Source organism: Terribacillus sp. 7520-G (genome assembly GCF_002271665.1).
GTDB lineage: Bacteria > Bacillota > Bacilli > Bacillales > Amphibacillaceae > Terribacillus.
On record NZ_NQFP01000007.1, the window covers coordinates 54,906 to 74,056 of the forward strand.

Genomic DNA, 19,151 nt, shown 5'->3' on the forward strand with positions numbered 1-19,151 from the left:
AAGCAGGAAGAACCGCTTTTTCTATTCTGTTAAATTTGAAATCTTTTGGCTGATTTTGAAAATACATAGAAATATCAAGGACAATGATGTAACTGACATATCCAATGCTAGTGAATTTTTTAGAATAGCCATACAGGAGGAGTGTCATCCGGGCTGCAATAACAGCAGGCCGCTATATTTTTTCGATTTGATATTCACGCTCTGTGTCAATTTCAGCAGTTTGCCCCGGAGATTCTTCCGTTCGGATATAATGCCAATCACCGTACCTGGTGACATACTCCCAGCCTGCATCCTGAAAAATCGTCTTGTATTCATGGAGATCATCATCGCGCGTGGCTTTATCATCCAGTCTGTAAATATTAGGAATCAGACTCGATTTTCTCGAAGGTATAGAATATTTTATACCCGGCATTTCTTTGCCATGGCATCCGGCCATCTTTTTCCCTGCCATCATGTCAGACGAAAAAGAGCTTGGGTGTTCTTTTTGCAGTCATAGATCCTCCACCTCGATACTTTCAACCTTTTGCCGACTTATCTCAACCAAGTATTGCAGTCGATTCCACTCGGACTTCACAACCTGTTTTCCCAGTTCGGTAAGTACATAGCTTTTTCTTCGTTCTCCGTCTTCACCGGTTTTAGCGATGATTTTTTGTTTTTCCAATTTACTCAATGCCCCATATAAAGTTCCTGGACCCAATTTCACATCGCCTTTGCTCATCTCTTCTACTTTTTGCATGATGCCATATCCATGAAGAGGGGTGGTGAGGGAAAGCAATATATAGAAAGTTGTATGTGTAAGCGGCAAGTATTGCGTTGGTGAGGCTTTTTTCATTCGGTTACCTCCAATCAGCTGTTTCATGTTTGTCGGATATGCTGTTGCGAGTTCCTATTATAGCATATCAGAAACAGCTCATTTTTTAACAATGGACAGATCAGGGATTGAAAATTGGAGCAAGAAGGATTAATATATCGGAGTGAGATATATCGTTAAACGATATAACGATATGCGATATAAATGACTTCGACTTAAGGAGAGAATCGTTATCAAAATAAATGAGTTATCAGTCAATGGCGGCATGGCACATGGTGATGCTGTCTCCTTTTACGGGAAAAACTATCAATCTCGCGCGACAAGAAATAAAAATGGTGAGATAAGTGTTGAGGTGAAACGGCTTAAATCATTACCGCATTGGTTAAATCATATGCTTCTGATTCCAGGACTCAGAGGTTTCGCCGATACCATCTATGGCTTCTATATGAAGTGGTGGGTAGGCCTTCTATTCCTCCTTGCCCCGATTGCAATGAATTATCGTATTCAGGCAGTATTCGACTTCTTCACTTCTCAATCAGGAGATGCTGAGGCGGGCTTTATTTCCGGAATGCTTATTGGTTTGATCATGATGACAATTATCATCAAAGTGACGCCCGTCAGCAAATATCATGCTGCCGAACATATTGTCCATAACCTGTATCTGCAGGGCCGGCCGCTTCATGCAGAAGAAGGGAAAAAGACCTCCCGCATTCATGAATGGTGCGGGACGGGATGCATGTTTTTACTCATGGCGTACACGGTGATCATGGTATTCATTCCATTTCCATCCTGGCTGAAGATCATGCTGTGGTTTCCTTTCTATGGAGAAGTGATGATGAATGAAAACAAGTACTTCCGATTGCTTGTCATGCCATTCAAATGGATTACATACGCATCTCAATTCCTGACAACATCAAAACCGAAGGAAGAACATATAGAGGTTTCCCTAAAAGCGTTCCAAAGCTTGTTGGAGAAAGAAGAGGAGGCATTGCTGAAATCAAATACAATTGCTTGATGGCAAAACATGCTGTGACGGGGGATTCTGGAAAAAGATGGGCTTCATTTTGAGGAAGTATCCCATCTTTTTTCATGGAGTGGACGATATGATGACAAATGTCAGCTTTCTTCATGACATTCCTTTCTTACTTGCTGCGTTTTGACTTGATATCTTGTTAGCAGGAGGTGGTTTTATGCTGATGCTGCATCATATAGGTAAATCATTTCATGGACAGTCGGTTCTTAGAGATATTACGTTTCGAATGTCGGAGGGAGAGAGCATCCTCTTGCTCGGTGCCAATGGAGCTGGTAAATCCACTTTGATTAAGATCATTTTAAGGATGCTGCAACAAGATCATGGCGAGATGGAATGGTCGGGGACCCGGCCGCGGATTGGTTATGTACCGCAGTCACCCTCCATTATGGGGAATTTGACAATCAGGCAATTTATTTCTTATGTACTTTCCTTGCATGGCAAACGATCACAAATCAGCACTGTTTTGAAAGATGCCGGTTTGGATGAAAAAAGTAAGATGCTGGCAGAAAATTTAAGTACAGGCCAGATGAAGCGGCTGTTGTTCCGATTAGCTATAGCTGCAAAGCCAAAGCTGCTCATCATGGATGAACCGACAGCTGGAATGGATTTGGAAGCCAAGCGTCTGTTTCGCCGGCAATTGTCAGCGATACGTGCTGATGGAATCGGCATATTGGTTACGACGCATATTCCATCGGAAGCAGAAGAGCTTACCGATCGATTGCTGTATCTGGAAAGCGGTGTGATAAGGGTGGATCGGGCCATTGAGGATATCAGGCGGCTTAGGCAGTCGATAAGCTTCCGTACAGATTCCAAGGATGAAAAGCTGTTATTCTCCCTGGGATACACGCTGCGGGACGGGGTATTCCAGAAGCTGACAGATGACGCAGATAAGGAACTGCAATTGCTTATCCAAAGGAATATCCAACTGAAGCAGCTGGAAATCAAAGGCGAGACGCTAAAAAGGTATGTGGAAGGGTTGAATAGGAAGGGGGCTGGCCTATGAAGTCTATTATCCTGACAACGGGCATGGAGTTACAGCGTATGATAAAAGATAGATATTTCCTATTTTTTTCTTTGCTGATGCCCTTCATTTTTTATAGTTTATTTACTTATATGAATAGAGGCGTAACGATCAGCGGAATGGATTTTGATTATTTTTTCCTGATCTCCATGACCTGTTATAGCTTGGTTGTGACTTCTGTGCAAACATTCGGTATCCAGATTATGTATGACCGCAAGCAAACCTGGATGGACTATCTTTTTACACATCCTGTCACAGTCTCACAGTACTTCGTTGCGCGCATCTTTACCCAACTCTTGCTCCATACATTCATTGTCACAGTATTCTTCCTTGCCGTAAATGCCTGGAAGCGATTTGACCGCCCTGTCGGGGAATGGATGATGACAAGTGTCTGGCTGCTGGCTGGCTCGATTCTATTTCTGGCGATTGGTGTCTTGATTGCACAATCCAAGAAAATACAGACAGCATCCGCAATAGCGAATATTGTGGTATTAGGGCTGGCCATTTTGGGAGGGCTTTGGATGCCTCTGGAAACATTCCCGGCATGGGTGCAGATATTCGGGAAGTGGCTGCCCTCCTACCAGTATGCATTTGGTGCATGGAGCATTGCATCCGGTGAGGGTATTGAAATTTCCAATATCATCATTCTGGTTTGTTATTTTTTGGTATGCTTTATAGGAGCAATGTCGCTGCACTACAGACAAAGGAGGTGAGTGTATAGATGAAAAAATTCCGCTTATTTCCGAAAGAGGAAGGCTATATACCGCATCTTTGGCTGCTGTATTTCTATTATTCATGTGTGAATCTATTTTTTCTGGAAGGTTTATGTTTTTGGCTTACTTTGCTTATACTGCTTGCTGTGTTTATCTGCTATCGGGAGATGTATTGGCGGCCTGAAAGAACGTTTGCTGCTTCCATGGTCATGATATTGCTAATCTCTTTTCTCGTTTTCCTCGTATCCGTATCTTATTTTTATATACTTTTATATGCAATGAGCATGTTATATGGAGTGAAGAAGTCATGGCAATTCTGGTCGGGTTATGCGGCAATCAATAGTGTGACAGCAGGCTTGCTGCTTGTAGATAGGATTGGTTTGACGAATCTGAATTGGGGGTATATATTGCCTGGTATTTTGATTGCCTTAATCGCTCCTGCCGCCTGGAAGGCACAGGAGACATGGAATCATAAATGGGAAGCAGTCAACCAGGAGTTATCCGAGGCGAACAATCGAGTAGAAGAATTAATCAAAGAAAGGGAACGGGATCGAATCGCCCGGGATTTGCATGATACAGTCGGGCAGACATTATCCACCATCTCGGTGAAAAGTGATATTTCGAAGAAGTTTGTATATCAGGATCAAGAGCGGGCGGAACAGGAATTACATGATATTCAGCTGCTGGCCAGATCCCTGCTCCGGGAGATGCGGGAAATCGTTAGTGATATGCGGCTGGTATCCTTACAGGAGGAATTGGAGGCAGCTCAATCCAGACTGGAGGAGGCGGGAATCGATTTTGAATTGGAACAGCATTTGCCTCCGATGAAGGATGGTTCGAAGGAAACTCTGCTTGCTTATATTGTCAAAGAAGCTGTCACAAATGTCATCCGTCATAGCCGCGCTACATTCTGTAAGATGCGCCTCATTCCGTCCGGAAGCGAACTCCAATTGGAAGTGGAGGACAACGGGATCTTTGATGGCAGGGAATGGCAAGAAGGAAATGGTGTGGATGGTATAAGGAAAAGAGTGAGGCTGATGAAGGGGAAAGTTCATTTCAAAAAAAGGCAGGATGGTGGATTGCATGTGACAATAAATGTACCGCTGCAAACCGAAGGGGGAACTGGGCATGATTCATATGCTGTTGGCGGATGATCAGAACATGCTTCGGGGTGCGATGGCAACGATGCTAGATTTAGAGGAAGATTTCTTTGTTGCTTGTCAGGCGGCTACCGGCGAGGAGGTTTTGCATGCGCTTCAAACCAAAACATATGATCTGCTGATTCTTGATATCGAGATGCCGAAATATAGCGGATTGGAAGTCGTGAAATGGTTGCGGGAAAATAACCGCCCCGAAAAGGTGCTGATGCTGACGACCTTTTCCACTGCTGCTTATGTCAAGGAAGCTATGAAGATGACCGTCGAGGGGTATCTCCTGAAGGATACGCCGAGTGATCAGCTTGCACATGCGGTAAGGGACATTGCCTATCATGGGCGCACCGTGATAAGTCCCGAGATAACGTATCAATTCGTACAGGGAATGGATACCCCGTTAAGTGAGCGTGAACAGCAAATCCTCCAGCTGGCGGAAAAAGGATACTCCACCAAACAAATAGCTGCAGAACTATTTTTATCGCCGGGTACAATCAGAAACTATTTCTCGGAGCTGATGGATAAGCTGGGTGCCCAGAATCGTTCACAAGCAGTTTACATAGCGAAGGAAAGGGAATACATATAAAAAACACAGCTCCTAAAAAGGAACTGTGTTTTTATGGATCAGTCTCTGGCATCAAGCATGGACTGCAGCTTTTTGGAAACCGCCAGCAGGATGATACCAACTATGATAGCTGCGGCACCGATTACACTGAATATCTCCAGATAACCGAGAGTTGCTGTCAATGCAGCAAGCTGTCCGCCGATGATATTGGCAATACCGGATGCTGCCATCCAGACACCCATCAATAGGGAAGCTATCTTAATAGGCGCTACTTTACTTACCATGGATAGTCCTACCGGAGATAGGCAAAGCTCACCTATAGTATGGAATAGATAAGTAAAGATGATGAATAAAATATTAGCTTTGTGCATTATATCCGTTTCATCACTGCCTGTATACAGTACTGCTGGAACCAGAATCATGAAACCTAATCCCAGGAGAATCATACCGAGGGACATTTTTGTCGTTGTTCGCAAATCTCCGCGTTTTGATTTGCTTAGTTTCAACCAGATTGCGGATATGATCGGAGCAAGGATGACAATGAATAGCGGGTTGACAGATTGGAACCAGGAAACCGGTATCGTATAGCCGCCAATATTCCGATCGATGAAATCCCTTGTATAAAGTGTCAGGGAAGTGCCTGCTTGTTCAAAACCAGCCCAGAAGAAGATAACAAAGACAAATAGAATCAGTACAGCGCCAGTACGTTTCTTTTCTGCTTTTGTCATTTTTGCTGCTGGAACACTTTTCGCGGCGACTTCAGTACGAGCAGGTTTTGTTCCGATATTACCTAAGTAACGTTTACCCAACAAGCTGAAAATCAACTGACCGATGATCATTCCGATGGAAGAAGCCAGGAATGCCCATTTAAAGCCAAAGTGTTCAATACCATCAGCGTCTACAGAGTGGAATAGATCTTCTGCAAGGAAACCAGCGATCAATGGGGAGAAGAATGCCCCCAGGTTGATTCCCATATAGAATATTGTGAAAGCAGCGTCTTTCCGTTTGTCTCTTGGGTCATATAGTTCACCTACATAGGTTGAAATATTCGGTTTGAAGAAACCATTACCGATGATCAAGAAAAGAATCCCGATATATAGACCCAATTGGCTGTTGAATAGAAATATTGTGAAATCTCCGATCGCCATTGTGATACCGCCGATCGTGATTGCTGTACGCAGACCAATATATTTGTCTGTCAGATAGCCGCCGATGATAGGCGTGAAATAAATGACTCCTCCGTATAAACTGTAAATGAAAGCAGCATGCTGTGTGCTCATTCCCAAGCCGCCGCTTATCACTGCGGCAGTCAAGTAAAGCATCAAGACAGAGCGCATTCCATAATAGCTATACCTTTCCCACAATTCCGTGAAGAAGAGAAGATACAATCCCTTTGGATGCTTCTTCCCCTGTGGGATTGTAGCTGGTGTATCCATTTTTAATCCTCCCTTTTTAAAGAACATTGTCCATTATACGTCATAGTTTTTCTCGAATTCAAACAATTTCGTTATATGAAGTAAAAGTAATAAAATTGCTAAAATTAGCACTTGGGTAAAATTTCATATATAGGAAATTTCAATAATAGTTGCTAGCGCTATCATTTTTCTATATAATAGATAGACAACAGAAAACAAATCGGAACCAAAAAGCCTGCAGGGGGAGCCATTCCGGCTGAGATGGACATATGTCCAGACCCTTTGAACCTGTGAGTTAGCACTCGCGTAGGGATGTAGCTTCTTTGATGGGGAAACAATGCGTAAGGGCCATCGGAAGGATCTCCCTGCGGCATTGTTTTTTTGTTGCATTTTTTTAGTAGGGGAGAAGCAATATGCAATCAAGAGGCAAGGTTTTATTTTTAGTGGAGGTGGCAATATTCGCCGCGCTCGCATTCGTACTGGACTTATTTTCATTTAAAGCATGGGCACAGGGAGGCAGTATCTCCTTGCAGATGGTCCCGATATTTTTGATGGCGTTTCGCTGGGGATGGAAAGGAGGACTTGCAACCGGGTTGATTACCGGGCTGCTTCAATTAGTCACCAACCCCTATATCATACATGTTGTCCAAGGTTTTTTGGATTATCCTTTGGCCTTCACTTTAGTTGGTCTGGCAGCTGTGACGGCTGGATCAGCTCGTAAAGCGGCAAAAGATAATAACCGAACCAAGCTTGTTGGATTCCTGATCATTGGAACACTGATTGGAAGTATTGGACGGTTCGCTTCACATTTTGTAGGCGGGATGGTCTTTTTCGGATCAGCAGCCGCTCCCGGGCAGAGTGTATGGGCATATTCACTTATATATAATGGCTCCTACTTGCTGCCGAGCTTCATCGCGAGTATCATAGTCATCCTCATTCTGGTTTTGGCCCAGCCGAAATTCATTTTGCCAAAGAAATGATAAACAGGCACTGTTCATCGGAACAGTGCCTGTTCATTTAAATAAGCAAGCCTTCGACATTTTCCGTTTCGGTGACAATCAAGAAGATTTTCCCTTCATCCAGATCCTCCTCGAAATCCTCGGCTTCTTCTTGGGAAAAGCCGATTTCCTTCAGTTTGGTACGGAGCTCATCCCCAGGTTTACTGAACATGCTCCCGACCGCACTTTTGGCACCCATCTCGGATAGGCCGATTGTATTGGCATCCACTTTGCTGGATACACGCTTTGTTCTGTCGTCATCATGTGACAAGACATAAATATTATCTTTGTTTACACCTTTTGTACTCAGCTGCTGAATGTCTTCCTGAAGCTTTTCGTCGTTTGTATACTCTTTCAGATAGGGTTTCATGTTCATCTCTCCTTTATGTTGATCTTGTATGGAATATCTACCCGCTCAGCAAATACTGAAACAATTTTGGTTTGATCATACGAAATCAGAGATAGAGATGACTTAGGTTATGATTGGTGGGTTGAGAACCGATCGAGGATAGAAATTATGAATCCGTGAAAGCCTAGGGAAGATACGTTTAGTTTCGTATGGTATAGGCAATACAGAACTAATCGATTGTAAAAGGAGAGAGCTGTATGGTGAATAAGACAACAGAAGTTTCAGCAGCAGAGGTGCTGGAGCTCCTGGAAATAGAGGGCGGAGAAAAAGTGATCGTCTTTGGTGCTGGTAACGGGGAGCTGGTTATACCGATTGCCCATAAAACGAAGGATCGTGTGACTGCCCTTGAAGAAGATGAAGCTTTATTGGAGGAATTATCGCTCCGTGCAGAGGAAGAGACACTATCGAATATCGATCGGATGCCGAGCGGAGTGGGCAGACTGAATTTTCCGGATGCATCCTTCCAGCGCGGGCTGGCAGCGTTTGTATTGGACAATACGGATGATCTCGAGTTAGCTGTTCAGGAGATATACAGAATCACCATCGAAAAGGGCATTGTTGTTGCACTTGGTTTCAGCAAGGATCAGAGTGCCGGCTTGCTTACCGATAAATTGTCGAAGGCAGGGTTTGACGTGACGGCAGGGGATCTGAATGAGGAAGTATATTATGTAAAAGCATTCAAAGCATGAGAAAACCGCCGGAAGGGCGGTTTTTCTTGCGCATTGGCACATATATTCTTAGGAAACATCCCCTATCCAATACATACGAAAAGCATTAAGATAGAGAAAAGATATAACTGGTTACATAAAAGGAGTGGGAGCAGTGAAAACATTCAAATTGGTGGAATTAACCTTATATTCAACGGATCAAGGATCGATGGAAGGGAAGGAAATGAAACTATCGGAGGGCTTGATCATCAATAAGGAGGAGGATAACGAATGGGTATTGGAAGCAGTCCTTGGCAAAGAGGATTTGGAGGTCGTACAGACATTATCTGAGGACCGCAAAGTCCTGCTTGCGGAAGTAAGGATCACAAAACCTGAGAATCGGCTGGCCTTGTTTTTGATACAAGTATTGGAGGTCAATGATTTAGGGGATGAAGGAAATGTAATCATGCGGGGCAGACTTGCAAGGGAAGACCGGCTGGATTTGCTTACTGCAATCAAAAAGCTTCGCAAGGATGGGCTGGAAGAGGGAGAAATCCTCTCAAGCGGAATCGGCAGAGCTGAGTAAGCAGTTCTGAAAAAGAGCTATTCTCCTTATACCATACCTGCTATAATAGATTACATTTGAAAGATGCAACGAAGGAGTTCATGTATGCGTACCTATGACCCGCGTTGGCGATGGCTCAACAATATTTCGCCAACAAGACTGATCATTCTTTTTTATTTTACGGCAGTTGTTATTTCTACCTGCTTATTGGCCTTGCCAGTAGCTCATAAAGAAGGAATGGATATCTCCTTCGTGGATGTACTTTTTACATCTGTCAGTGCCATCAGTGTGACTGGGCTTGCCTCTGTTCCCATACAAGAATATTTCAACACGACTGGAATCATACTGATTGCGTTCACGATGCAGCTCGGCGGAATAGGTGTCATGACGCTTGGCACCTTCGTCTGGCTATTGTTCGGAAAGAAAATCGGCTTTAAGGAACGCCGTCTCATCATGGCGGATCAGAACCAAATGTCGTTCCGCGGAGCGGTCAGTCTCATGCGGCAGATCCTGGTCGTTGTTTTATCGATAGAATTGATCGGATTCCTTGTTTTGGGAACCTATTACCTGCAGTATTTCCCTACAGCAGGTGAAGCATATTTTCAAGGGCTATTCGCCTCCATCAGTGCAACGACCAATGGAGGCTTCGATATAACGGGGCAGTCACTCATCCCTTTTCAGCATGATTATTTCGTACAGTTCGTACATATGCTTTTGATCATTCTCGGTGCAATCGGCTTTCCGGTGCTTATCGAGGTGAAGCAGTACATCTTTGCTTCCAAGGAAGAGCGCAGCTTTATTCGTTTTTCCTTATTCACGAAGCTGACAACCATAACTTTCATGGTGCTTATTATTGCTGGTGCAATTATCATAGCATTGCTTGACTCCAGGAATTTCTTTGTCGGGAAATCCTGGCATGAGACTTTGTTTTACTCCCTGTTCCAATCAGTGACCACAAGGAGCGGAGGGCTTGCAACAATGGATATTGCGGACTTGACTGAACAAAATCAGTTGTTCATGTCTGCGCTGATGTTCGTTGGCGCTTCTCCGAGCAGTGCAGGGGGCGGTATCCGGACCACTACCTTGGCATTGGTTGTCATCGCGCTGTACCACTTTGCCAGGGGGAATAAGCAGATCACGGTCCTTCGCCGGGAAATCCACCCGGAAGATTTATTCAAAGCAATCAATGTGACTATTTTCGGGATGATCCTGGTATTCGTATCTGCTGTCATCCTTGCTTCGATCGAACCTTTCTCGCTCACCGAAGTGCTATTCGAAGTATGCAGTGCGTTTGGTACAGTCGGCTTAAGCCTGGGCATCACGGCTGATTTGAGTGATGCAAGCAAGATTGTCCTGATGCTGCTCATGTTCCTGGGGCGTGTGGGTATCCTGACATTCCTGTATTCCCTGCACCGTAATTCCCAAGCAGCCAACTTCCATTATCCAAAGGAACGAATCATCATCGGATAAAAATTGCAAAGACGGCATCCGGAAAGGATGCCGTCTTTTGTTTGGTTATTAGCAGTAGAATGCTGCACCAACAATAATCAACAAGATGAAAAGTACGACGATCAAAGCAAAGCCGTTGCCACCGCCGTAGCCGCCGACATTACCGCCTTCATAACCGCAACCTCCGCCGAAACCGCCGAAGCCACCGTATCCGTAACCCATTCTGTTTCACCTCCTAAAGCTTACACCTTACTATATGGTGCAGCTGAGGAAGGCGTATGGTCGTTTGCCCATTTTTCAATATGATTTCCTTAAGTGCTGAATGGGGCCGGACTGTGACAAATGACTGGCTGGCCTAAGAAAATGGAAGTGATTTGCTTCGCCAGCTATTGACGAATGATAGGAGAGAAGGAGGATGTCTGTCGAGTATATATGTAAAAAGTGTGAAAAGTGGTTGATAAACTTTACTTTCATTCGATCTTTTGGCATGATAAGTAATGGAAAAGATTTGTAACTATAGAAGGAATAATGGTGATCAAATTGATATTGCCTGAACACGCCAGATATTGCCTGCAGCACTCCAATAAACTAATCAATTTAAATAGGCTGACGCAGCAGATTGAAGTACTGCGTGAGCAGATGGCAGAAGTAGCATTCGAAAAAGGGTTCACAAGCAGTGAATCGATAGCGAAAAGCCAGGAATTGGACAAGCTGCTGAATCTATATGAAGCAAAAAGAAAGATATAAAAAGGACAGGTGCCAAAAAGACCTGTCCTTTTTATTATGCCAATGCATTGGAATCGAGGAAGCGTTCCAGCCTGTCCATTCCTTCCTCTAGCTGCTCCATACTGTATGCATACGATAACCGCATATATCCTTCCCCATATTCAGAAAATGCATCTCCAGGCACGATTGCAAGTCCAGCCTGTTCAACCAGTGCCAATCCCAGCTCCAATGATGTCATCTTCTTGATTGGGAACTTCGGAAATATATAGAACGCTCCGTTTGGTTTCTCTACAGCAAGCCCCATCTTCGAAAGTCGCTCCAGACAATAATCCCTGCGTACGCGGTAGGCTTCACGCATTTCGACGGGATCTTCCAAACCGTTCGTAAGTGCTTCGATTGCAGCGTACTGGCTGATGGAGGTGGCACAAGTAGCATTATATTGATGTACTTTGAGCATATGGTCGCTCAGCCATGCAGGTGCCAATGTAAAGCCTATTCGCCAGCCGGTCATCGAATGGGATTTGCTCAGACCGTTAATGATTATCGTCTTGTCCCTTACCTGCGGGAAGCGGGCAATCGAGACGTGGGCTTCATCATAGGTCAGCTCGCTGTATATTTCATCCGATAGGATGAAAATATCCTTTTCAGCAAGAAAGTCTGCCATCACCTTCAACTCATCATAGGTAAGTGTGACACCTGTCGGATTGGAAGGGTATGGCAGGATGATGCATTTTGTCTTCGGCGTAATATATTGCTCCAAGATGGATTGTGTCAGCTTGAATCCATTGGAAGAGGTATCTGCCAGAACGGGGATGCCGCCTGCCAGTGAGATGAGCGGTTCGTAGCCTGGATAGACTGGACCAGGTAAAATCACTTCATCACCAGGCTCAAGGATGGTGCGCAATGTGATATCGATTGCTTGCGATGCTCCGACAGTGACGATGATTTCATCCTCTGCCCGATAGGCGGGGGCATATTTCGAATAAAAATCACTGATGGCACTCCGCAAGGTCATCAGCCCTGCATTCGGTGTGTATGTTGTCTGATTTGACTGAATCGCTTCGATCCCGGCTTCTTTGACATGAAGCGGAGTCGGGAAGTCGGGCTGGCCGATCGTCAGACTGATCATATCTTTTTTATCTGCCACCAAGTTGTAAAAACGGCGAATGCCGGAAATCTGTATGTTTTTAACATGCGAATTGATAAGCTGTTCCATATTATGTACCTCCATTTACATATTTTCTTAACATAATGTTCAAACAATTTTGATTATAACGTGATAGTATTGGGAATAGCTAAAGGAAAATATTTAGGAGGCTAATGCAAATGAGACCCCGTAAGCTTTCTTTAGAGGAATTGATCACGCAAAACAAAAATGAGTTATTGCAGGATGACCAGGCGATGCTTCGGATCGAAGAATCCTTGGATGATAAGTACGGCATCCAGTCTGATCATTTGGAATGACCATTGATACATTATACCATAGTGCAAGATTACAAGGAATCCCGTCAAGGCGGGGTTCCTTTTCTGTTTAAATCGATGAATTTTAGCAGAAACTGATAAGGGAGGGATGACAATGATGATTGTACCGGTGATGGGGCTGTTGGCTGTATTGTCCATATTTGCAGTGATTTTCTTTTGTATTCGCTGGCTGGTTAATAAGCAATGGTATTCGATTTTGGCTGTAATCACAGTACATGTCCTATTGGTGTATTTGTCTGGGTTTGACTGGCTGTGGTGGGAGTCTTCAAAAAACAAGGTCCTTTTGGTGATGACGTTGATTTGCAGCATGCTCATTTTCGTTAAATTAAGTGTATTCGTAGGTAATAAAAAGAAAAAGCGTACAGTTTAGGGTCAGTCCCTTAGCTGCGCCGCTTTTTCTTGTCGGGCCAGGTGAACTGACCGAGTGAGGATGGCGTATAGAATGCCGATCTTTTAATGGATGGCTGCTGTTTTGTCCTGGTATCCTGCTGCGGTAAATCCAAATAGCCGGAAAGGATCCGCTTTGCCTGGGATAGGGATAGATTCGGCTTCGGATTCCGAAAAGTCTTGTCCAATTCTCCCAGATGCGGGAGTATCTTGAAATCTTCCTTTGCAGCTGGGATATGAAAGTAATAGTCTGCTATTTGTACCAGCACGGTGGAGTGCTGTCTGCTGAGTTTTGGGTGTTCAGAGAAATGCAAACCGATTTTTTTTGCTTTGTTCTGCTCCAGCAGCTTTGCTACAGCTTGTTTTTTCAGTTGATACAAGTGGCTTGGATCAGGAGCTGTCTTCGCGTGCCGATTCACAACGAACAACGCTTTTGCGATATCCTCTAATGTCCAGTTCACTTTCATTCGAGTAACCTCCTAGTGCAGGAATAGACCCTATCGGAGAATGGTACTATCGTACAAAAAAGAAGTACGATTGGCAAGCTCTTTTTTAGTTGATTTCCACATCTTTCGGTCCGTGCTGCAAGGAAATGACGGATATTTCCGGCGGGCAGGCGAAACGGATGGGCATTCTTGTCGTACCGACCCCTCTCGAGACGAAAACATGCAGGGGCCTGGAGCCGACTTCATAATAGCTGTCCACGTAGCGCCTGCCATAAGGAGGGACAATCACTTCCCCGTAAAACGGAATCCGGACCTGGCCGCCATGTGAGTGGCCTGACAGCTGGACATCCACTGGCAGATGTTTTACGTTCTCGGCCAAATCTGGTTCATGCGCCAATAATATAGTAAAAGAATCTTCATCGCTATGCTTGGTGGCAGCATGCAAATTCGGTGAACTGCGTATGATATCATCAATGCCAGCCAGCACGATATGCTCCTGTTCGCGCTTCAATAATGCAGCGGTATTATGCAGGGGGGTGAATCCTCCGGCTTTCATATATTTCGCAACGATTGCATCGCTTTCGTCGCGGTAATCATGATTCCCAAATATCCAAAACTTCCCTAATGGAGCTTGGAGTGCAGTCAGGCAATCGACGATTTCCTGCTTCCATTTCAGCCGAATGGGCCGATCGGCAAAATCACCGGTGAACACAATGACGTCTGCCTGCTGAGCCTGTATATGACGCACTAAGCGTCTGAGTTTTCTGATGGAGTAATGATAACCTAAATGCAGATCACTGAACTGGACGATCTTCAGTCCGTGAAAGGCCTTGGGGAGCCGTTCACTGGTCAGTGTATATGATTTCGTCACCAGTTTGGCCGGCTCGATATACCGTGCATATGTATACCCGATGCCGGCCCCGGCTAAAATCGTCCCTGCTGCTGCTGAAATCCAAGTCTTCTTCATGAATGCACCTTCTTTTTCGTAATAAAGGCACTCTTCCCCTATACAATGGGGAGAATGCCTTTTTTTCATTAGATGAGGAATAGGATGGCGAAGAAATGAAACGCCGATCCCGCCAGTACGAATAGATGCCAAACCGCATGATGGTATGGAATCCTGCGCCAAACATAGAACACAGCGCCTATTGTATAGAAAAGGCCGCCGATGATAAGATACAGGATTGTCTGCTGCGGCAAAACTGCCAGCATCTGTTCCCATACCAAAACGATCATCCAGCCCATCAAGACATAAAAGACTGTCGACATGATCAGGAATTTTTTCACGAAGAAAATCTTGAAGATGATTCCCGCAAGAGCGATTCCCCAAACAATGCCAAAGATCGTCCATCCAAGCGAGCCTCTGAGGCTGATCAGCAATAAGGGTGTATAGGTACCTGCTATGAAGAGGTAGATGGCTGCGTGATCGAAAATCTGGAAAACATCCTTCACTTTCCCCTCGGGCAATGCATGGACGATTGTCGAAGAGAGATACATAAGCAGCATTGTCGTCCCATAGATCGCTACGGAGACAATGACCCAGGGATCTTTCGTGAAGCTTGCCAAGGCGAGCGCAACAGCAAGCGCCGCGATACTGAGCAATGCACCGAAGCCATGGGTGATGGAGTGGGCTGCTTCTTCTTTTTTCGTGAACATGTAAGTTTCCAATTAATTACCTCATTTCTGCTTTGTTTCAGTATACTGCTTTTTCTAGCTTTACACCATAAAAACGGAGTCAATCCTGGAAATATTTTATGGTGCAGATGCCCAAATGTGACAGCTTGCGGACATTGTCGAAATTGGTAGCCTATAGCGGTATATGGTAAACTGGAAAAGGTGATTGACCTCCTTCTACTGCCGCTGACAAAAGGAGAGATCGAATGGCAAAATTAGAGTTGCAGGAACTCACCGGAATGACGGTGGAGGACTTGATGATCGAGTCTGAAAAAGTCGCTCATGTCCAAACGAATAACCCGCTGGAGCACGCTTTGCTTGTGCTGGTCAAATCAGGTTATTCTGTCATTCCCGTACTTGATCATACGTACAGGTTGAAAGGCATGATTTCAAAGACAGCAATCCTGAATGAAGTACTCGGCATGGAAAGGTTCGAAATGGAGAAGCTATCCGATCTGAAGGTGTCGGAAACGATGCTGACGGATGTGCCGGTGTTGAAGAAATCCGATAGCTTCCTGACAGCACTGAAGGCTGTCGTGAATCAAGCTTTCCTATGCGTGCTCGATGATGAGGGATATTTCGAAGGTATCCTGACTCGGCGGGCGATCCTCAAAAAGATGAACAGGTACTTGCATGAACAAGTGCATTATCATCCGGCCGCCGATAAGACCAATGTCTGAGCATATAAGTACAGGCAGCAGGAAAGCATGTCCGAAAATGCTTGTTGATTAGTAAAAGTTTTGATAAAGTAATCCCATACGTTGTTACATAGGAGGCAATAACCGTGAAAATGATGGACGCAAATGAAATCATCTCTTTCATTTCGAATAGTAAAAAATCTACACCAGTCAAAGTATACGTCAAAGGAAGTGGCCTGGACACGCTGACTTACCCAGAGAGTGTAAAAGCTTTCCCTGAAGCGAACACAGCAGTTCTATTCGGCGAATGGAGCGAATTGGAAGGCTTTTTGAAAGATACTGCAGCAATCGAGGATTATGTCATCGAGAATGACCGCCGTAATTCTGCGATTCCGCTCTTGGATATGAAAGGAGTCAATGCCCGCATCGAGCCAGGCGCAGTCATCCGTGATCAAGTTGAAATCGGTGATGGCGCAGTCATCATGATGGGTGCTTCCATCAATATCGGCTCTGTCATCGGTGAAGGTACGATGATCGATATGAACGTCGTAATGGGCGGTCGTGCGACTGTTGGCAAGAACTGCCACATCGGTGCCGGAACTGTCTTGGCGGGTGTCATCGAGCCGCCATCCGCTAAACCAGTCGTAATCGAGGATGATGTTGTCATCGGTGCGAATGTTGTAGTATTGGAAGGCGTCACAGTAGGTAAAGGAGCAATCGTCGCCGCTGGCGCGATTGTAACGGAAGATGTAGCTCCAAACACACTCGTTGGCGGAACACCAGCACGTGTACTGAAAGAAATCGATGACCAGACAAAATCCAAGACAGAGATTCGTCAGGAACTTCGTAAATTGAACTAAAAGGAAAAGGAGCAGCTGCTGCTCCTTTTTTTATTATCAGATAAAAGCAGGTGATTGTATGGAAGATATATTGATCAAAATCAGGCGGGATTTGCATCGCATACCAGAGCTAGGCTTCCAGGAAGAAAAAACGCAGGCCTATTTGCTGGAATATATCCGCAATCTCCCGCAAGAGCACTTGGATATCAAATTGTGGCGGACTGGCATCATCGTCAGGGTTGCTGGTTCAGTCGGCTCAAAAACGATTGCCTACAGGACCGATATCGATGGATTGCCGATCACGGAAGCCACTGGATTGCCATATGAGTCAGAGCATAAAGGTCGTATGCATGCCTGCGGTCATGATTTGCATATGACCATCGCTTTAGGTGCATTGACGGCTTGTGCCAAGGACCAGCCTGCACAAAACATCGTTTTCATTTTCCAGCCTGCAGAGGAAGGGCCGGGTGGTGCTTTGCCTCTTATGCAGAGCGGTATTTTAAAAGAATGGTGGCCGGATGAAATATTCGCGCTCCATATCGCCCCTGAGCTGCCTGTCGGTACGGTTTCCTCCAGGGCAGGCTTATTGTTCGCCAATACGAGTGAGCTGTTCATCGATTTCAAGGGCAAAGGCGGACATGCTGCATATCCGCATTTGACACGGGATATGGTCGTGGCAGCCAGTACCTTTGTAACGAATATACAAGGAATCGTCGCCCGGAACTTGGACCCGCTGCAAAGTGCCGTCATCACGATCGGGAAGATGGAAAGCGGCTTCGTTCAAAATACGATTGCAGAAACTGCTCGCTTGGAGGGGACGATCCGGACGATGGATCCCGGCGCCATTGCTTTGATCAAACAGCATATCGAGCAGCAGGCAAGGGGATTTGAAATCAGCCATGATTGTGAAATCAGCATCGATTACGGATCCAATTATTATCAAGTTTTCAATGACAGCGACAAGGTCGAAGCATTCCGAAATGCATTGGATAAGACATCTTTGACATTTAAAGAAGCCTCTCCTGCAATGACTGGAGAAGACTTCGGCTATATGCTGAAGGAAATACCGGGATTTATGTTCTGGTTAGGGGTAGACTCGCCGTATGGTCTGCATCACAGCAAGCTGCAGCCGGATGAACAGGCACTATCTTACGGAGTCGAAGCGGTTTCTGCTTATATCGATCAAGCATGATAAAAGGCGCAAAGCTTATTGCTTTGCGCCTTCTGCTGTCCGCTGAAGAAAAACTTGATGTGGATAAGGGATCTCGATGCCTTCTCTGTCGAAGGCCTCCTTGATTGCTTTCTTCATATCACGTTCTGCCCCGTACTGTTCATTATTGGCGGTATGACCGATGATCCGCAAGGTGACCTCCGAAGCTCCCAGTGCTTCGACGCCGATGACATCAGGTCCTTCTCGGAAGCGTTCGTCTTCCTTGAATGTGTCACATATTTCCTGCAGGACGCTCAGTGCGTGATCGATGTCATCTTCATAGCTGATGCCGATATCGACCATCGCCCGCATATTGCCGCGGGAGTGGTTGCTGATGCCGTTGATATTTCGGTTCGGGATGAAATTCAGTGTGCCATCGAAGCTGCGCACCTGTGTCGTCCGCAAACCTACTTCCTCCACCACACCGTTGTATCCAGACGTCGTTACAACATCGCCGACTTCGATTTGACGCTCCAGAAGGATGAAGAATCCAGTCACAATATCACTTACCAGACCTTGGGCACCGAATCCGATGGCAAGACCGATGATACCTGCACCTGCAATCAGCGGGCCGATCTGGATATGGAAGGTACCGAAAACTATGACAATCAAAAGGAATATCAAGGTGTACCCGTATGTATTGATCAGCAGCTTCTCGAGCGTTTTCATTCTGCTTGTCGAAATGCGCTGTTTGCTGCTTGCTTTACTCAAGCTGGAGCTGATCAGTTTTTTCCCGATGGCTCGAAGGATGAAGTACCCGATGATGATCAACAGCAGCTGCAGGCCGATTGATATGGTTTTTTCAATCAAGCCATCATAGTTTAATTGTAGTCCGTCTGTCAGAAAGTTCATAGCCTGTCTCCTTTTTTGAATTGTTGCTCATAGGATGATACCCTCATGGATCGTTGATGAAACGTCCTGTAACAAATGACGCGGTTAAGCATATAGTGACACAGTATAAAAGGAGGGGAA

Annotated in this window: 24 protein-coding genes, 1 pseudogene and 1 riboswitch; of the genes and pseudogenes, 15 read left to right on the top strand and 10 right to left on the bottom strand. The window is 45.2% G+C overall.

Features of this window, described 5'->3' with window-relative positions:
• Positions 1–172: 172 nt before the first annotated feature.
• Together CHH53_RS17860 and CHH53_RS02480 are read right to left on the bottom strand one after the other, a co-directional pair.
• On the bottom strand, positions 173–454 hold the full coding sequence (locus CHH53_RS17860; protein ID WP_095214543.1) for a DUF2812 domain-containing protein: 282 nt from the start codon (positions 452–454) through the stop codon (positions 173–175).
• A gap of 36 nt (positions 455–490) precedes the next feature.
• On the bottom strand, positions 491–832 hold the full coding sequence (locus CHH53_RS02480; protein ID WP_095214544.1) for a PadR family transcriptional regulator: 342 nt from the start codon (positions 830–832) through the stop codon (positions 491–493).
• Between the two features lie 244 nt (positions 833–1,076).
• On the opposite strand from CHH53_RS02480, the gene CHH53_RS02485 reads away from it, so the two are divergent.
• The 5 genes from CHH53_RS02485 to CHH53_RS17095 all read left to right on the top strand — a co-directional run bounded on the left by CHH53_RS02485 (position 1,077) and on the right by CHH53_RS17095 (position 5,315).
• Entirely contained in the window at positions 1,077–1,826 is a 750-nt protein-coding gene (locus CHH53_RS02485) for a DUF1385 domain-containing protein (protein WP_095214545.1), read from the top strand.
• A 175-nt stretch (positions 1,827–2,001) separates the two neighbouring features.
• Positions 2,002–2,847, top strand: a complete 846-nt coding sequence (locus CHH53_RS02490; RefSeq protein ID WP_095214546.1) for an ABC transporter ATP-binding protein — start codon at positions 2,002–2,004, stop codon at positions 2,845–2,847.
• A complete protein-coding gene (locus tag CHH53_RS02495; protein ID WP_095214547.1) occupies positions 2,844–3,578 on the top strand; it encodes an ABC transporter permease in 735 nt (244 codons plus the stop codon). Before CHH53_RS02490 ends, CHH53_RS02495 begins: the two co-directional genes overlap by 4 nt.
• Before the next feature lie 8 nt (positions 3,579–3,586).
• A complete protein-coding gene (locus tag CHH53_RS02500) occupies positions 3,587–4,732 on the top strand; it encodes a sensor histidine kinase (protein ID WP_095214548.1) in 1,146 nt (381 codons plus the stop codon).
• On the top strand, positions 4,707–5,315 hold the full coding sequence (locus CHH53_RS17095; RefSeq protein ID WP_158221457.1) for a response regulator transcription factor: 609 nt from the start codon (positions 4,707–4,709) through the stop codon (positions 5,313–5,315). Before CHH53_RS02500 ends, CHH53_RS17095 begins: the two co-directional genes overlap by 26 nt.
• 38 nt (positions 5,316–5,353) lie before the next feature.
• On the opposite strand, the gene CHH53_RS02510 is transcribed toward CHH53_RS17095, so the two are convergent.
• On the bottom strand, positions 5,354–6,730 hold the full coding sequence (locus CHH53_RS02510) for a peptide MFS transporter (protein ID WP_095214549.1): 1,377 nt from the start codon (positions 6,728–6,730) through the stop codon (positions 5,354–5,356).
• Between the two features lie 209 nt (positions 6,731–6,939).
• A riboswitch (TPP riboswitch) is annotated at positions 6,940–7,039 on the top strand.
• 83 nt (positions 7,040–7,122) lie between these two features.
• On the opposite strand from CHH53_RS02510, the gene thiT reads away from it, so the two are divergent.
• Positions 7,123–7,689: an energy-coupled thiamine transporter ThiT gene (gene thiT / locus CHH53_RS02515; RefSeq protein WP_095214550.1), complete on the top strand. Its 567-nt coding sequence runs from the start codon at positions 7,123–7,125 to the stop codon at positions 7,687–7,689.
• A gap of 37 nt (positions 7,690–7,726) precedes the next feature.
• Here the strand turns inward: thiT and CHH53_RS02520 are convergent, their stop codons facing one another.
• Entirely contained in the window at positions 7,727–8,077 is a 351-nt protein-coding gene (locus CHH53_RS02520; RefSeq protein WP_095214551.1) for a YflT domain-containing protein, read from the bottom strand.
• A 236-nt stretch (positions 8,078–8,313) separates the two neighbouring features.
• Between CHH53_RS02520 and CHH53_RS02525 the strand changes: the two genes are divergently transcribed.
• The 3 genes from CHH53_RS02525 (at position 8,314) to CHH53_RS02535 (ending at position 10,798) form a co-directional block, all read left to right on the top strand.
• Entirely contained in the window at positions 8,314–8,805 is a 492-nt protein-coding gene (locus CHH53_RS02525; RefSeq protein ID WP_095214552.1) for a class I SAM-dependent methyltransferase, read from the top strand.
• A gap of 133 nt (positions 8,806–8,938) precedes the next feature.
• Positions 8,939–9,349, top strand: coding sequence for a YwpF family protein (locus CHH53_RS02530; protein WP_095214553.1), 411 nt, complete (start codon positions 8,939–8,941; stop codon positions 9,347–9,349).
• 84 nt (positions 9,350–9,433) lie between these two features.
• Positions 9,434–10,798 (top strand): TrkH family potassium uptake protein, encoded by a 1,365-nt coding sequence (locus CHH53_RS02535; RefSeq protein ID WP_095214554.1) that lies wholly within the window; start codon positions 9,434–9,436, stop codon positions 10,796–10,798.
• 48 nt (positions 10,799–10,846) lie between these two features.
• Here CHH53_RS02535 and CHH53_RS17570 read toward each other — a convergent pair.
• A pseudogene (locus CHH53_RS17570) lies at positions 10,847–10,933 on the bottom strand (YjcZ family sporulation protein); the annotation flags it as partial.
• 372 nt (positions 10,934–11,305) lie between these two features.
• Between CHH53_RS17570 and CHH53_RS02545 the strand changes: the two are divergent.
• A complete protein-coding gene (locus tag CHH53_RS02545) occupies positions 11,306–11,524 on the top strand; it encodes a Spo0E family sporulation regulatory protein-aspartic acid phosphatase (RefSeq protein WP_143594456.1) in 219 nt (72 codons plus the stop codon).
• A 34-nt stretch (positions 11,525–11,558) separates the two neighbouring features.
• Here CHH53_RS02545 and CHH53_RS02550 read toward each other — a convergent pair whose 3' ends face one another.
• A complete protein-coding gene (locus CHH53_RS02550; protein ID WP_095214556.1) occupies positions 11,559–12,719 on the bottom strand; it encodes an aminotransferase A in 1,161 nt (386 codons plus the stop codon).
• 110 nt (positions 12,720–12,829) lie between these two features.
• Between CHH53_RS02550 and CHH53_RS02555 the strand changes: the two genes are divergently transcribed.
• The gene (locus tag CHH53_RS02555) at positions 12,830–12,967 is read left to right on the top strand and encodes an FbpB family small basic protein (protein ID WP_158221458.1); all 138 of its coding nucleotides are present in this window, start codon (positions 12,830–12,832) and stop codon (positions 12,965–12,967) included.
• A 112-nt stretch (positions 12,968–13,079) separates the two neighbouring features.
• Positions 13,080–13,355, top strand: a complete 276-nt coding sequence (locus CHH53_RS02560) for a hypothetical protein (RefSeq protein ID WP_095214558.1) — start codon at positions 13,080–13,082, stop codon at positions 13,353–13,355.
• Between the two features lie 10 nt (positions 13,356–13,365).
• On the opposite strand, the gene CHH53_RS02565 is transcribed toward CHH53_RS02560, so the two are convergent.
• From CHH53_RS02565 to trhA, 3 genes are all read right to left on the bottom strand, one after another.
• Complete coding sequence (locus tag CHH53_RS02565; RefSeq protein WP_095214559.1) at positions 13,366–13,839, bottom strand: YkyB family protein; 474 nt, start codon at positions 13,837–13,839, stop codon at positions 13,366–13,368.
• An 85-nt stretch (positions 13,840–13,924) separates the two neighbouring features.
• Positions 13,925–14,785, bottom strand: coding sequence for a metallophosphoesterase (locus CHH53_RS02570; protein ID WP_158221459.1), 861 nt, complete (start codon positions 14,783–14,785; stop codon positions 13,925–13,927).
• Positions 14,786–14,853: 68 nt separating this feature from the next.
• Positions 14,854–15,474 carry a PAQR family membrane homeostasis protein TrhA gene (trhA, locus tag CHH53_RS02575; RefSeq protein ID WP_095214807.1) on the bottom strand — a complete coding sequence of 207 codons (621 nt, stop codon included), beginning with the start codon at positions 15,472–15,474 and terminating at the stop codon, positions 14,854–14,856.
• Between the two features lie 224 nt (positions 15,475–15,698).
• Here trhA and cbpB point away from each other — a divergent pair, with 224 nt between their 5' ends.
• The 3 genes from cbpB to CHH53_RS02590 all read left to right on the top strand — a co-directional run bounded on the left by cbpB (position 15,699) and on the right by CHH53_RS02590 (position 18,161).
• A complete protein-coding gene (gene cbpB, locus CHH53_RS02580) occupies positions 15,699–16,172 on the top strand; it encodes a cyclic-di-AMP-binding protein CbpB (protein ID WP_095214561.1) in 474 nt (157 codons plus the stop codon).
• Positions 16,173–16,276: 104 nt separating this feature from the next.
• Positions 16,277–16,990, top strand: a complete 714-nt coding sequence (dapD, locus tag CHH53_RS02585) for a 2,3,4,5-tetrahydropyridine-2,6-dicarboxylate N-acetyltransferase (protein WP_198946016.1) — start codon at positions 16,277–16,279, stop codon at positions 16,988–16,990.
• A 58-nt stretch (positions 16,991–17,048) separates the two neighbouring features.
• Positions 17,049–18,161, top strand: a complete 1,113-nt coding sequence (locus CHH53_RS02590) for an N-acetyldiaminopimelate deacetylase (RefSeq protein ID WP_095214562.1) — start codon at positions 17,049–17,051, stop codon at positions 18,159–18,161.
• 15 nt (positions 18,162–18,176) lie between these two features.
• Here the strand turns inward: CHH53_RS02590 and CHH53_RS02595 are convergent, their stop codons facing one another.
• On the bottom strand, positions 18,177–19,031 hold the full coding sequence (locus CHH53_RS02595) for a mechanosensitive ion channel family protein (RefSeq protein WP_095214563.1): 855 nt from the start codon (positions 19,029–19,031) through the stop codon (positions 18,177–18,179).
• Between the last annotated feature and the right edge of the window lie 120 nt (positions 19,032–19,151).

Excerpts from the sequence above, each read along its gene's own strand:
- CHH53_RS02500 (WP_095214548.1), top strand. The coding sequence starts at position 3,587 with ATGAAAAAATTCCGCTTATTTCCGAAAGAGGAAGGCTATATACCGCAT.
- CHH53_RS02520 (WP_095214551.1), bottom strand. The coding sequence starts at position 8,077 with ATGAAACCCTATCTGAAAGAGTATACAAACGACGAAAAGCTTCAGGAA.
- cbpB (WP_095214561.1), top strand. The coding sequence starts at position 15,699 with ATGGCAAAATTAGAGTTGCAGGAACTCACCGGAATGACGGTGGAGGAC.
- CHH53_RS02535 (WP_095214554.1), top strand. The coding sequence starts at position 9,434 with ATGCGTACCTATGACCCGCGTTGGCGATGGCTCAACAATATTTCGCCA.
- trhA (WP_095214807.1), bottom strand. The coding sequence starts at position 15,474 with ATGTTCACGAAAAAAGAAGAAGCAGCCCACTCCATCACCCATGGCTTC.
- CHH53_RS02510 (WP_095214549.1), bottom strand. The coding sequence starts at position 6,730 with ATGGATACACCAGCTACAATCCCACAGGGGAAGAAGCATCCAAAGGGA.
- CHH53_RS02485 (WP_095214545.1), top strand. The coding sequence starts at position 1,077 with ATGGCACATGGTGATGCTGTCTCCTTTTACGGGAAAAACTATCAATCT.
- CHH53_RS02560 (WP_095214558.1), top strand. The coding sequence starts at position 13,080 with ATGATGATTGTACCGGTGATGGGGCTGTTGGCTGTATTGTCCATATTT.
- CHH53_RS02545 (WP_143594456.1), top strand. The coding sequence starts at position 11,306 with ATGGTGATCAAATTGATATTGCCTGAACACGCCAGATATTGCCTGCAG.
- CHH53_RS02495 (WP_095214547.1), top strand. The coding sequence starts at position 2,844 with ATGAAGTCTATTATCCTGACAACGGGCATGGAGTTACAGCGTATGATA.
- CHH53_RS17860 (WP_095214543.1), bottom strand. The coding sequence starts at position 454 with ATGATGGCAGGGAAAAAGATGGCCGGATGCCATGGCAAAGAAATGCCG.
- CHH53_RS02525 (WP_095214552.1), top strand. The coding sequence starts at position 8,314 with ATGGTGAATAAGACAACAGAAGTTTCAGCAGCAGAGGTGCTGGAGCTC.
- CHH53_RS02565 (WP_095214559.1), bottom strand. The coding sequence starts at position 13,839 with ATGAAAGTGAACTGGACATTAGAGGATATCGCAAAAGCGTTGTTCGTT.
- CHH53_RS02550 (WP_095214556.1), bottom strand. The coding sequence starts at position 12,719 with ATGGAACAGCTTATCAATTCGCATGTTAAAAACATACAGATTTCCGGC.
- CHH53_RS17095 (WP_158221457.1), top strand. The coding sequence starts at position 4,707 with ATGATTCATATGCTGTTGGCGGATGATCAGAACATGCTTCGGGGTGCG.
- CHH53_RS02590 (WP_095214562.1), top strand. The coding sequence starts at position 17,049 with ATGGAAGATATATTGATCAAAATCAGGCGGGATTTGCATCGCATACCA.
- CHH53_RS02595 (WP_095214563.1), bottom strand. The coding sequence starts at position 19,031 with ATGAACTTTCTGACAGACGGACTACAATTAAACTATGATGGCTTGATT.
- CHH53_RS02555 (WP_158221458.1), top strand. The coding sequence starts at position 12,830 with ATGAGACCCCGTAAGCTTTCTTTAGAGGAATTGATCACGCAAAACAAA.
- CHH53_RS02570 (WP_158221459.1), bottom strand. The coding sequence starts at position 14,785 with ATGAAGAAGACTTGGATTTCAGCAGCAGCAGGGACGATTTTAGCCGGG.
- thiT (WP_095214550.1), top strand. The coding sequence starts at position 7,123 with ATGCAATCAAGAGGCAAGGTTTTATTTTTAGTGGAGGTGGCAATATTC.
- CHH53_RS02480 (WP_095214544.1), bottom strand. The coding sequence starts at position 832 with ATGAAAAAAGCCTCACCAACGCAATACTTGCCGCTTACACATACAACT.
- CHH53_RS02490 (WP_095214546.1), top strand. The coding sequence starts at position 2,002 with ATGCTGATGCTGCATCATATAGGTAAATCATTTCATGGACAGTCGGTT.